Here is a 12023-nt window from a genome sequence, read left to right on the forward strand (position 1 = left end):
GAAGGAGCCCACCCCGTGACGGAAGGCACCACCTCCGCCGCTGCCGAGGGCGCAGACGCCCTGACCCGCCTGGAGCAGGAGGGCGAGATCGCGGCGGACTACCTCGAGGGTCTACTGGACATCGCCGACCTCGACGGTGACATCGACATGGATGTCGAGGCCGACCGCGCCTCTGTCTCGATCATCAGCGACACCAGCGGTCGCGACCTGCAGAAGCTGGTCGGCCGTGACGGTGAGGTGCTGGAGGCACTGCAGGAGCTCACGCGCCTGGCCGTGCACCGGGAGACCGGCGACCGCAGCCGTCTGATGTTGGACATCGCGGGCTACCGCGCCAAGAAGCGGACCGAGCTGTCCGAGCTGGGCGCGAAGGCCGCCGCCGAGGCCAAGAGCAGCGGCGAGCCCGTGAAGCTGAGGCCGATGACTCCGTTCGAGCGCAAGGTCGTGCACGACGCGGTCAAGGCCGCCGGCCTGCGCAGCGAGTCGGAGGGCGAGGAGCCGCAGCGCTTCGTCGTCGTGCTGCCCGCCTGAGCGGTCCCACGTTCCACCGGCCCCGTCTGTTGTGCAGGCGGGGCCGTACTACTTTGTCAGCCTCGTAGTTCTGATGGTCGGCGTCGAGAGCGCCGATGCGGTACGGAAGGACGGTCCCCGTGACGGCAGAAGCGGAGCTCCCCCCTGCGCCCGAGCAGGCACGTGACGTATTTGGTGATCGCTTCGCGGATGCGGTCCGGTACGCCGAGCTGCTGGCCGAGGCAGGAGTGCAGCGAGGGCTCATCGGCCCCCGTGAGGTACCCCGTCTGTGGGAGCGGCATCTGCTGAACTGTGCCGTGCTCTCGGAGGTGGTTCCCGAGGGGGTGACGGTGTGCGACGTCGGCTCGGGCGCCGGTCTGCCGGGCATTCCCCTGGCCCTGGTCCGGGAGGACCTGAAGATCACGCTGCTGGAGCCGCTGCTGCGGCGCACCAACTTCCTCACCGAGGTCGTGGAGCTGCTGGGGCTCGACCATGTCACCGTCGTCCGGGGGCGTGCCGAGGAAGTGATGGGTCAGCTTCCGCCGGTGCATGTGGTGACCGCCCGCGCGGTTGCGCCGCTGGACCGCCTGGCCACGTGGGGCATCCCGCTGCTGCGCCCCTACGGGGAGATGCTCGCCCTCAAGGGGGACACCGCGGAGGAGGAGCTGAAGAGCTCGGCCGCCGCCCTGAGCAAGCTCGGCGCGGTGGAGACCTCCGTCCTGCATGTGGGTGAGGGCATCGTGGATCCTCTCTCCACCGTCGTGCGGGTCGAGGTCGGAGAGAGCCCGGGCGGCGTACGCTTCGCGGCCAAGAGAGCGAAGGCTGCGCGGACGGGACGGACGCGGCGGCGCCGATAGGCATCCGTACTCCACACAAGCTGCCAAACCTCCACATGCCGGAGTGTCGCGACAGTCCGGCCACGGGTGCTGTGCATCGTGTTTCACGTGAAACGTCGCTCACTGCTGCACGGCATCATCGACCGTGGCCGCGCTGCGGCCCAACCTCGCAACCGCAAGCCTCTCGGTTCGCTCGGACAGGGAACGGAGATGTCCACAGAGGTGGATTTCTCCACAGAACGTCAGGCCTCACTGGTTCACGACCCCGAAGGCATGGGAGGCTCTGTTCATTGCGAGCCTGAAGTCGAGGAGAGTGAATCCTTGCGGTCCGACGCCAACATCGCGGGACCGATGACCGAACCGGTCCCCGGTCCCCGTACCGAATCGATGGGGGAGGATGTTTCACGTGAAACGCCACCCCCGATGGACGACACTCCCATCGGTCGTGCTGCCCAACTGGCGGTCGAGGCTCTGGGTCGCGCCGGCGAGGGTCTACCCCAGCCCGAACAGACCCGCGTCATGGTGGTCGCCAACCAGAAGGGTGGCGTGGGCAAGACGACGACGACCGTCAACCTTGCCGCTTCGCTGGCTCTGCACGGTGCCCGTGTCCTGGTGGTCGATCTCGACCCGCAGGGCAATGCCTCCACGGCGCTGGGTATCGACCATCACGCCGAAGTCCCCTCCATCTATGACGTCCTGGTGGAGAGCAGGCCGCTGGCCGAGGTCGTCCAGCCCGTCCCCGATGTGGAGGGCCTCTTCTGCGCCCCCGCCACGATCGATCTCGCCGGTGCGGAGATCGAGCTGGTGTCCCTGGTGGCGCGGGAGAGTCGGCTTGAGCGGGCGATCCAGGCCTACGAGCAGCCGCTGGACTACATCCTCATCGACTGCCCGCCCTCACTGGGTCTGCTGACGGTCAATGCGCTCGTCGCCGGCCAGGAGGTCCTCATCCCGATCCAGTGCGAGTACTACGCGCTGGAGGGCCTGGGCCAGTTGCTGCGCAATGTCGACCTGGTCCGGGGGCACCTCAACCCCGCCCTGCATGTGTCGACCATCCTGCTCACCATGTACGACGGCCGGACGCGTCTGGCGTCCCAGGTCGCGGAAGAGGTGCGCAGCCACTTCGGTGAAGAGGTGCTGCGGACGAGCATTCCCCGCTCGGTCCGTATCTCCGAGGCGCCGAGCTATGGGCAGACGGTGCTGACTTACGATCCAGGATCAAGCGGTGCCCTCTCCTATCTTGAGGCGGCACGAGAAATCGCGCTGAGGGGCGTCGGTGTCGGCTACGACGCCACGCACGCCCACATCGGCGCACAGGGTGATCCGAGCATGGTGGAGGGGATGCAGTGAGCGAGCGACGGAGGGGGTTGGGCCGCGGGCTAGGCGCGCTGATCCCCGCTGCCCCGACCGGGGAGAAACCGTCGGCCCCGGCGACGGCGGGGGGCGCGGGCTCCGCGTCGTCCACGGTCGTCCCGGTGATGACCGGTGACCGGAGCGACCGGGCTGACCGGGGTGTGGCGGCGGCGAAGGTGACCACGCTGCCGCCTGTTTCACGTGAAACCTCTCAGCCGCAGGCGAACAGTGCGGCTGAGGTGACCGCGTCTGTGATGGGCGCCCACTTCGCCGAGATCCCCCTCGACTCCATCACGCCGAACCCGCGTCAGCCGCGTGAGGTCTTCGACGAGGACGCGCTGGCCGAGCTTGTCACCTCGATCAAGGAGGTCGGGCTCCTCCAGCCCGTCGTCGTCCGGCAGCTCGGTCCCGCGCGCTACGAGCTCATCATGGGCGAGCGGCGCTGGCGGGCCTGCCGTGAGGCGGGGCTCGCAGCCATTCCGGCGATCGTGCGGGCTACGGATGACGAGAAGCTTCTCCTGGACGCCCTGTTGGAGAACCTGCACCGGGCCCAGCTGAACCCGCTGGAAGAGGCAGCCGCCTACGACCAGCTGCTGAGAGACTTCAACTGCACGCACGACCAGTTGGCGGACCGGATTGGCCGGTCCCGCCCGCAGGTCTCCAACACCCTGCGTCTGCTGAAGCTCTCGCCGGCCGTGCAGCGCCGGGTCGCCGCGGGGGTTCTTTCGGCCGGACACGCGCGGGCGCTGCTCTCCGTCGAGGACTCGGAGGAGCAGGACCGGCTGGCCCATCGGATCGTCGCCGAGGGACTGTCGGTGCGGGCGGTCGAGGAGATCGTGACGTTGATGGGGTCGCGGCCGGCGGCTCCTCGTTCCAAGGGCCCGCGTGCCGGTGGGCAGGTCTCTCCGGCCCTGTCCGATCTCGCGACGCGTCTGTCCGACCGTTTCGAGACGCGGGTGAAGGTCGACCTGGGACAGAAGAAGGGCAAGATCACCGTCGAGTTCGCCTCCATGGAGGACCTGGAACGCATCCTCGGCACGCTGGCTCCGGGCGAGGGTCCGGTCATGGAGAAGAGTCTTCTGGACGACGAGGCGTTGGACGAGGAGACGGAGGGCTGAGCCCACTGAGCCCGTCCGAGGGACGCTTTCGGCTCGGCCGATCGGCACAGGCGGGTCGTGTCCGGTGTGTACCGGAACACGGCCCGCTCTTTGCTTTCAGGCGGTATCGATGCAATCGCATGGTCGATACGATGCGTTCGGGTATGACGCATCCACCCGGCGGCTCCCGCGCGGCATCGTGGGTGCAGGAAGCGAGGAAATGCCTCCATGGGCCGTAGGCTCGTACCGCTCACGCTGGACAACCTTCAAGACCTGCCTCAGCGCTGCCGTGCGTGTGTCTTCTGGGAGCTGGACCCCGTCAGCGGCGAAGCAGCGGTGACGGCGGGCACCGCCGCGGCGGAAAAGGAAGCGTGGATCTCCGCCGTCCTGCTGGACTGGGGATCCTGCGGCCGGGTCGTCTATGTCGACGACGCTCCCGTGGGCTTCGTTCTCTACGCTCCCCCCGCCTACGTCCCTCATTCCACGGCGTTCCCCACGAGCCCCGTCTCTCCGGACGCGGTGCAGCTGATGACCGGCTTCATCATGCCGGGCTACCAGGGCCAGGGGCTGGGCCGTGTGATGGTCCAGACGGTCGCGAAGGACCTGCTCCGGCGGGGCTTCAAGGCCATCGAGGCGTTCGGGGACGCCCGCTGGAAGGAACCCACCTGCATGCTTCCCGCCGACCATCTGCTGGCCGTGGGGTTCAAGACGGTCCGGCACCACCCGACCCACCCGCGGCTTCGGTTGGAACTGCGGTCGACGCTGTCCTGGAAGGATGACGTGGAGATGGCGATCGACCGGCTTCTGGGAGCCGTGCAGAAGGAACCGGCGCTGAGGCCGCTGTAGGCGAGCTGCCTCATGGGAATGGGCCAACCCGGAAGGGTTGGCCCATTCGTGTTTCACGTGAAACATCGCCGCCGTCTCGGCGGCCCTGCCGCGCTTACTCGGCGACGAAGTCCTCGAGGTCGCGAACGATCGCGGCCTTCGGCTTCGCGCCCACGATGGTTTTGGCGACCTCGCCGTTCTGGTACACGTTCAGGGTCGGGATGGACATGACCCCGTACTTGGCGGCGGTGTTCGGGTTCTCGTCGATGTTGAGCTTGACGACCTCGATCTTGTCGCCGTACTCGGCGGCGATCGCCTCGAGGGACGGAGCGATCTGGCGGCAGGGACCGCACCAAGCGGCCCAGAAGTCCACCAGGACGGGCTTGTCGCTCTTCAGGACGTCCTGCTCGAAGGAGTCGTCGGTCACGTTCTTCAGGGTGCCGGCCACAGCGGGCTCCTTAACTGGTCGTGCGGTGGGGTGGTGGGATCTCAGACGGTGGACTTCTCGGACTCGGCCTTCTGCTCGTTGTCCGCGAGGGCCGCGAGGAAGCGTTCGGCGTCGAGGGCGGCGGAGCAGCCGGTGCCGGCCGCGGTGATCGCCTGGCGGTAGGTGTGGTCGACCACGTCGCCGGCGCCGAAGACACCGGTCAGGTTGGTGCGGGTGGACGGCGAGTCGACCTTCAGGTAACCCTCCTCGTCCAGGTCCAGCTGACCCTTGAAGAGCTCCGTACGCGGGTCGTGGCCGATCGCGATGAACAGGCCCGTCACCGGCAGGTCCGAGAGCTCGCCGGTCTTGACGTTGCGCAGCTTCAGGCCGGAGAGCTTCTGGTCGCCCTGGATCTCCGCGACCTCGCTGTCCCAGACGAACTTGATCTTCGGGTCGGCGAAGGCACGCTCCTGCATCGCCTTGGAGGCACGCAGGCTGTCCCGGCGGTGGACGACCGTGACGGACTTGGCGAACCGGGAGAGGAAGGTGGCTTCCTCCATGGCGGTGTCACCGCCACCGATCACGGCGATGTCCTGCTCCCGGAAGAAGAATCCGTCGCAGGTGGCGCACCAGGAGACCCCCCGGCCGGAGAGCGTGTCCTCGTTCGGCAGACCGAGCTTGCGGTGTTGCGAGCCGGTGGTGACGATGACGGCCTTCGCCCGGTGCACCGTGCCCGCGGTGTCCGTGACGGTCTTGATCTCACCGCTCAGGTCGACGGAGACCACGTCGTCCGGGATGAGCTCGGCGCCGAAACGCTCGGCCTGCGCACGCATGTTGTCCATGAGATCGGGGCCCATGATTCCGTCGCGGAAGCCGGGGAAGTTCTCCACGTCGGTGGTGTTCATCAGAGCACCACCCGCGGTGACCGCACCCTCGAAAACCAGCGGCTTCAGCGACGCGCGCGCGGTGTAGAGCGCCGCCGTGTAGCCGGCGGGCCCGGAGCCGATGATGATCACGTTACGGACATCGCTCACGGCTTGATTCCTCGTCTCTGGACTGTGTCGTACGGCCGGTGGGAGCCTCTCTCACAGCTCTCACCCCACCCAACGGATCCTAAGGGGCGCGCATTCCCGGTGCGCCGGGGCACACGGAGGGGCGCCAGCACAAGGGAGCCCCGCAGCGCGAGGAGCCGAGCGTGTCGGCTCAGGAACGCGCGTAGGAGTGCGACAGCAGCACCTTGGCCGCGACCGCCGGGTGGCGGACACAGGTCGCGTCGACCAGGTAGGCCGTGACGTGGGTGCTGTCGCCGGAGGCGTCGGGCAGCACGACGAGATAGGCGTCCTTGCCGTCGTAGATGCCCGCCCGGGCCGCGATCGGGATGCCGCTGTCGTTGATGCTCTGCCGCACGCACGAGGGGACCGTCGGGGGCCGGCTCTTCAACAGCTTCGGCTGTTCGGTGCCGGTACCAGGAGCGGAGTCCACTCCGAAGCTGTGCGGGGCATGGGTGTCGCTCTGCTGCTCCTGGCCGAGGAGATCGGCCACCTCGTTCTTGAAGGTGCCCGCGGAGAAGGTGTCCGCGGACGCGCTTGGACGGCCGTGCGCAGCGGTGTCGGCTGCGTTGTCGTCGTGGAGCGTCGCCAGTACCACGGACGTCACGCCCAGGGCGGCGAGGGCGACGACGGACCCCAGAACGGCAACCCTGCGGCGTCCCCGCCGGGTGCCCGTCTTGCGGCCCGGTCCGGTGCTGGAGGCGCGAGGGTGACCGGAGGGGCGGTCCGCGGCCGAAGTTTCACGTGAAACACGCACGCCACCGTCGACGGTGGTCTCGGCCGCGAGAGCCGCATCGATACGATCCGCCACGTCGGCCGGCATGGCGGGCACATCCGGGAGGGTGCCGAGCAGGTCACGGACCTCCGTCAGCGACGCGTGGACATCGGCGCACAGCTCGCACTCGTCCAGATGGCGCCGGAGGTCTGTGGTCCGGGAGGGGGTGAGGAGGCCTTCGGTGAGGTCGGAGATCTCCGTGACGTCCGGGTGCCCGGCCTCGTCTGTCGTGGATGTCACGCTCGCCCACCTCCGCCCTTCACAGCAGCTGAATCGCTTGATCCCGTGCCCCGCGGGTGTCTGCCCTCAGGCTCCGTCGCCGGTGGGACGGATGTCCCCTGCGCGCGGTTCCGTCCCGCGTCTGATTCCTTCTCGTCTCCGGTACGTCCCGGTCGTAGATGGGTGAGCAGCGGCAGGAGCCTGGCTCTGCCCCGGGCGCAACGGCTCTTCACCGTTCCGGTCGGCACATCGAGGATGCGGGCGGCCTCGGCGACCGGGTAGCCCTGCATGTCCACGAGCACCAGGGCGGCGCGCTGGTCCGGCGGGAGCGTGTCCAGCGCCTCGACGAGCTGCCGCTGCACGTCGTTCCTCTCGGCGGGCGCCGAGGCCGACTCGTGCGGCTCCAGCAACTGCTCCAGGCGCTCGGTGTCACTCACGGGCGAGGTCTTGCGGGAGGCGGCCTTGCGGACCCGGTCCAGGCAGGCGTTCACCGTGATCCGGTGCAGCCAGGTCGTGACGGCCGACTGGCCGCGGAAGGTGCCCGCGGCCCGGTAGGCGGAGACGAACGCGTCCTGCACGGCGTCAGAGGCCTCCTCGCGGTCGCCCAGCGTGCGCAGGGCGACCGCCCAGAGACGGTCGCGGTGACGGCGTACGAGCTCACCGAAGGCTTCGGGGTCGCCCTCCACATGACGGGAAAGCAGTTCCTGATCGCTCGCACCGCCGTATCCGGCGCCGTCCGCCATCTGACCCCTTCCCCCTCGGTGGGATGTCAGCCCAAGAGTTTCACGTCGGTGATGCCCTGCTTGTATCCGCTGTTGCTGTACTGGTCCCCGGAAGCGAACGGCAGGGCGGTGAGCCACACCAGCACGTACTGGGTCTTCACCTGCTTGGTGACCTTCACGGTGGCGGTGGTCCCGCTCGTGGTGACCATGCCGATCTTCTCCATCGAGCTCAGCGAGGAAGGCGTCAGGGAATCCGCCGCGTACAGCTCGACCGTGGTGTGGGGCCCGCCGTAGTAGAGCCCTATGGTCGCCGTGGAGAGCTCCTTGGCCGCGCCCAGGTCATAGACGATGCCCACGCCCGGCTTGTAAGGCGCCAGGACCGGACCGTCGAGGAAGCTGCTGGTCCGCCAGTACGTCGAACTGTCTCCGTCGTACGTCTTGGCGACGTCATTGGGGTGCTGGGCGTCCCCCTTCGCGACGTACTCCCGCGCCCCCTGGATCTGGATCGGCTGGGCCGGCTTCGGCTGCTTGTCCTTCTTGTCGCTGCCGTCCTGCGTCTGCGTCTGGGTGTCGTCGGAATTGCCGCCCCGGTCCAGCAGCGCATCCGCGAGCTGCCAGCTGCCCAGGCCCAGGGCCGCGATGAGGAGGGCCGAGACGGCCCACTTCAGGGCCTTGCCGGTGCGGCTCTGCAGCGGAGGCGGCGGGGCCGGGACCGGCTGGGTGACGCCGGGATGCGGTGACGGACGGCCGTAGGAGCCCTGCTGGTACGACGTGCTCTGGTACTCCGGCGGCGCCGTGAACGTCGGCTCCGGGGGGCGGATGCGCGGCATCTCGCCGATCGCCTTCACCAGTTCCTCCGGCGTGGTGCACGCCGACTCGTGGCGGGAGGCGGTGGCGCCGTCGTTGGCGAGGGCGCGCATGGCGAGTTCGGACAGACCGCGGTGGACGCCCGCGCGCACCTGGTCGGGGGGGATGAGGCCGATGTCCTTGGGCAGGCCGGACAGGCCGTAGGCGTCGCTCTCGTACGGCCAGCGCTGGGTGAGCGCCGCGTACAGCAGGGCGCCGATCGCCTCGGTGTCCGTGCGCTGCGGGGTGTCGGAACTGATGCCGCGCAGCGCGGCGTTCACGGCAAGGCCGCGGATCCGCCACTGACCGGTGGAGGTGCGCAGGACGGCGTTGGGGTTCAGGCGCAGATGGGCCAGGCCCTCGCGATGCGCGGCAGCCATGGCGGAGGCGGTCTGGCTGACCAACTGGTAGGCGTCGTGCGGCTCCAGGGGGCCCGAGGCCAGAAGTGTGGTCAGCTCCGTCGCGTCGGGCAGCCACTCGTGGACGACGTAGACGAGGTCGTTCTCCTCGACGGCGTCGAGCACCTGCACGAAGCGGGGATCGCCGAGCAGTGCCGAGGAGCGGGCCGCGGCCAGCACGGACCGGGCTCGCGCATGGTCGGCGGGCAGGATGTGCACCCCGACGGCGCGACGGAGTTTCTCGTCGACAGCTCGCCAACTACTGAATCCGTCCAGACGGGTGACGCACTCCTCGAGGCGGTAACGTCCGGCCAGCTTGTGACCGCTGTGAAGTTCGGGCGGTGAGGTCTTCCTCCCGGGCCCTTCCGTCCCGCCGCTCCCCTTTGACTCGTCGTGGTCCGTGCCCCGCTTGCGATTCTGGGCCACCCCGTCGGACGTGGACTGGTCCGCCTCGGCGGTCAGCGGCTGCTCGCCGCTGTTGTCTGCCACGTCGACGGCAGCCGTGATCCGTTCCGCCACCGTCGCTCCTGCCTCCCCATCCATCGCGCGCTGTCCGACGCCGAATCCAATTGTGCCCACAGTCCGCCGCTATGCACGACACACGGCTGCGGACGATGGTTGTGCGCCTACCCCCGACTCAACGTCCCAGGCGCCCGCGGACCATGCCCACGAGCCCGTTGATCTCCTCGATGCGCATCCGGCGGGCGGCGACGAAGAAGACTCCGAGCAGCAGTGCTCCGCCGGCCAACAGCGCGACGAACGACCCGAAGACACCCTGGCCCAGCGAGTGGCCGATGCCGTAGCAGGCCGCTCCACTGATCAGTGCCGCCGGCACCGAGGCGATGCACAGCCGTGCGTACGTCCGCAGCACCCGGGAGCCGTCGAGGTCGCCGCCCAGCCGCTGGCGCAGCCGGCGCCAGGCGACGCCGACACCGATCGCGTATGCGAGACCGTACACGGCCGCCATGCCGGCCACGGCCCAGCGGGCCGGAAGCAGCAGGTAACAGAGGACTGAGGCACCCGCATTGACGGCGGCCACGATGACCGTGTTGTAGAAGGGCGTGCGGGTGTCCTCGTAGGCGTAGAAGGCCCGCAGGACGACGTACTGCACGGAGTACGGGATCAGGCCGAGCCCGAACGCCATCAGCATGTAGCCCATGTTGGTGGCGGCCCCGGTGCCCGAGGAGCCGAAGATCAGCGTGCACATGGGGATGCCGAGGGCGAGGAACCCGAAGGCGATGGGCACGATCGCGACCGCCGTCGTCCGCAGACCCTGCGAGATGTCGTCGCGGACGGCGCCGGCGTCGTTCTCGGCGGCCGAGCGCGAGAGGCGGGGCAGCAGGGCGGCCATCAGCGAGACCGTGATGATGGCCTGGGGCAGTCCCCAGATCAGCTGGGCGTTGGCGTAGGCGCTGAAGCCGGTGCCGTCGATGTGCGTGTTGGCCACCGAGGCGGTGGCCAGCTGGGTGACCACCAGGGCGCCCGCCTGGTTGGCGAGGACGAAGAGGACCGTCCACTTGGCGAGCATGGCCGCCTTGCCGAGGCCGTGCCCCTTCCAGTCGAAGCGCAGACGGAGCTTGAACCCGGTCTCGCGCAGGTACGGGATCATCGCGAGTGCCTGCACCACGAGGCCGAGGAGCACGCCGACGCCCAGCAGGCGCTGGCCCTCCGGCGGGATGTTCGTGACGGTCATGTGGGAGTTGGCGGACGTGCCGTAGACCCACAGGAACGTGCTGAGGGTGACGATGATGACGATGTTGTTCAGGACCGGCGTCCACATCATCGCGCCGAACTTGCCCCGGGCGTTGAGGATCTGCCCCATCACCACGTGAACGCCCATGAAGAAGATCGAGGGCAGGAAGTACCGGGTGAAGGTGACGCCGACCTCGTTGGCCGCCGGATTGCTGGCGACCGGGTTGGAGAGCATCCGCACCAGGAGCGGCGCCGCGAACATCGTGAGGGCGGTGAGCGCGCCCAGTGCGACCATCACCAGCGTGAGCAGCCGGTTGGCGAACGCCTCGCCCCCGTCGTCGTCCTCCTTCATGGCGCGCACGAGCTGCGGGACGAACACGGAGTTCAGGCCGCCACCGACGGTCAGGATGTAGATCATCGTCGGCAGCTGGTAGGCCACCTGGAAGGTGTCGCCCAGCAGGGCCGTGCCCAGCGCGGCCACGATCATCGCCGAGCGGATGAACCCGGTGAGCCGGGAGACCATCGTGCCCGCCGCCATGACGGCGCTCGACTTCAGCAGTCCTGAGGCTTTCCCGCCCTTCTTCGCCGCCGGAGCGGGGGCGGGCTCGGCCTCCGGGGCGGGGGCCTCGGCGACGGCCGGTGCGGAGCCGTACGGCCCCATCGGTCCCGGACCGGATCCCGGTGCCGGGGCGGCGGGACCGGGAACCGAGGGGACCGCCATCTGCGGGCGTCCACTCATGTCCTGCGGTGGCTGGTAGCCGTGCTGTCCCGGGCCCTGGTGGCCGTACCCGCCCTGGTGCATGTCCGGACGCCCGCCGTGCTGCTGGTCCCGGAAGAGGTGGGCGAAGGCGTCCGGCTCGTGGTGCTCCTCACCGGCGTGGCTGACCAGGTCGTCGACGCCCACGAACTGCGTGGTGCGGGGATCCTCGCCCTGCGGCAGGTGCTGTGTGGGGCCCGACGGCTCCGGCGGCGGGGTCTGCGCCCACACGCGGGGGTCGGGGGCGTACGGCGAGGGCGCGGGGCGGCCGTACAGGGGCTGCTGCGGCCCGTTCGTGCCCGGGGGAGGCGGAGGGTGCGCGGCACGGTCGTAGAGCGCCTCGTCGACCGGATCCTGGGCGGTGAGGTCCTGCGCCCGGTAGGGGTCGTCGTCGTAGGCGTCCTGGAGATACATGTCCGCGGGAGGCTGCGGCGGCAGCTGGCCGTGTCCGGGCGGCGGCGCGTCGGGGTGGCCCGGGCCGCCCACGGCCTGGCCGCGGTCACCGTCGTACGGCGCGTTCATG

11 protein-coding genes are annotated in these 12023 nt (G+C 69.3%); 5 read left to right on the forward strand and 6 right to left on the reverse strand.

The window, feature by feature from the left end; translation table 11 throughout:
* Positions 1 to 15: 15 nt before the first annotated feature.
* From ACIHCX_RS18155 to ACIHCX_RS18175, 5 genes are all read left to right on the forward strand, one after another.
* Positions 16 to 528, forward strand: a complete 513-nt coding sequence (locus ACIHCX_RS18155; protein WP_400030455.1) for a protein jag — start codon at positions 16 to 18, stop codon at positions 526 to 528.
* 119 nt (positions 529 to 647) lie between these two features.
* The gene (gene rsmG, locus ACIHCX_RS18160; protein ID WP_400030457.1) at positions 648 to 1364 is read left to right on the forward strand and encodes a 16S rRNA (guanine(527)-N(7))-methyltransferase RsmG; all 717 of its coding nucleotides are present in this window, start codon (positions 648 to 650) and stop codon (positions 1362 to 1364) included.
* A 252-nt stretch (positions 1365 to 1616) separates the two neighbouring features.
* Positions 1617 to 2690 carry a ParA family protein gene (locus ACIHCX_RS18165; RefSeq protein WP_400030827.1) on the forward strand — a complete coding sequence of 358 codons (1074 nt, stop codon included), beginning with the start codon at positions 1617 to 1619 and terminating at the stop codon, positions 2688 to 2690.
* On the forward strand, positions 2687 to 3811 hold the full coding sequence (locus ACIHCX_RS18170; RefSeq protein WP_400030459.1) for a ParB/RepB/Spo0J family partition protein: 1125 nt from the start codon (positions 2687 to 2689) through the stop codon (positions 3809 to 3811). Before ACIHCX_RS18165 ends, ACIHCX_RS18170 begins: the two co-directional genes overlap by 4 nt.
* 207 nt (positions 3812 to 4018) lie before the next feature.
* Positions 4019 to 4636: a GNAT family N-acetyltransferase gene (locus ACIHCX_RS18175; protein ID WP_400030461.1), complete on the forward strand. Its 618-nt coding sequence runs from the start codon at positions 4019 to 4021 to the stop codon at positions 4634 to 4636.
* A 94-nt stretch (positions 4637 to 4730) separates the two neighbouring features.
* Here ACIHCX_RS18175 and trxA read toward each other — a convergent pair whose 3' ends face one another.
* The 6 genes from trxA to murJ all read right to left on the reverse strand — a co-directional run bounded on the left by trxA (position 4731) and on the right by murJ (position 12022).
* Positions 4731 to 5063 carry a thioredoxin gene (gene trxA, locus ACIHCX_RS18180; RefSeq protein WP_141359862.1) on the reverse strand — a complete coding sequence of 111 codons (333 nt, stop codon included), beginning with the start codon at positions 5061 to 5063 and terminating at the stop codon, positions 4731 to 4733.
* A 41-nt stretch (positions 5064 to 5104) separates the two neighbouring features.
* Positions 5105 to 6076: a thioredoxin-disulfide reductase gene (gene trxB, locus ACIHCX_RS18185; RefSeq protein WP_400030464.1), complete on the reverse strand. Its 972-nt coding sequence runs from the start codon at positions 6074 to 6076 to the stop codon at positions 5105 to 5107.
* A 169-nt stretch (positions 6077 to 6245) separates the two neighbouring features.
* Positions 6246 to 7106, reverse strand: coding sequence for an anti-sigma factor family protein (locus ACIHCX_RS18190; protein ID WP_400030466.1), 861 nt, complete (start codon positions 7104 to 7106; stop codon positions 6246 to 6248).
* Positions 7103 to 7828: an RNA polymerase sigma factor SigM gene (gene sigM, locus ACIHCX_RS18195; RefSeq protein ID WP_400030468.1), complete on the reverse strand. Its 726-nt coding sequence runs from the start codon at positions 7826 to 7828 to the stop codon at positions 7103 to 7105. The genes ACIHCX_RS18190 and sigM overlap by 4 nt, the downstream gene beginning before the upstream one ends.
* Before the next feature lie 26 nt (positions 7829 to 7854).
* Positions 7855 to 9570 carry a protein kinase family protein gene (locus ACIHCX_RS18200; RefSeq protein ID WP_400030470.1) on the reverse strand — a complete coding sequence of 572 codons (1716 nt, stop codon included), beginning with the start codon at positions 9568 to 9570 and terminating at the stop codon, positions 7855 to 7857.
* A gap of 118 nt (positions 9571 to 9688) precedes the next feature.
* Positions 9689 to 12022 carry a murein biosynthesis integral membrane protein MurJ gene (gene murJ, locus ACIHCX_RS18205; protein ID WP_400030472.1) on the reverse strand — a complete coding sequence of 778 codons (2334 nt, stop codon included), beginning with the start codon at positions 12020 to 12022 and terminating at the stop codon, positions 9689 to 9691.
* Position 12023: the final 1 nt, after the last annotated feature.

The organism is Streptomyces sp. NPDC052043, from assembly GCF_044548235.1.
Taxonomy (GTDB): domain Bacteria; phylum Actinomycetota; class Actinomycetes; order Streptomycetales; family Streptomycetaceae; genus Streptomyces.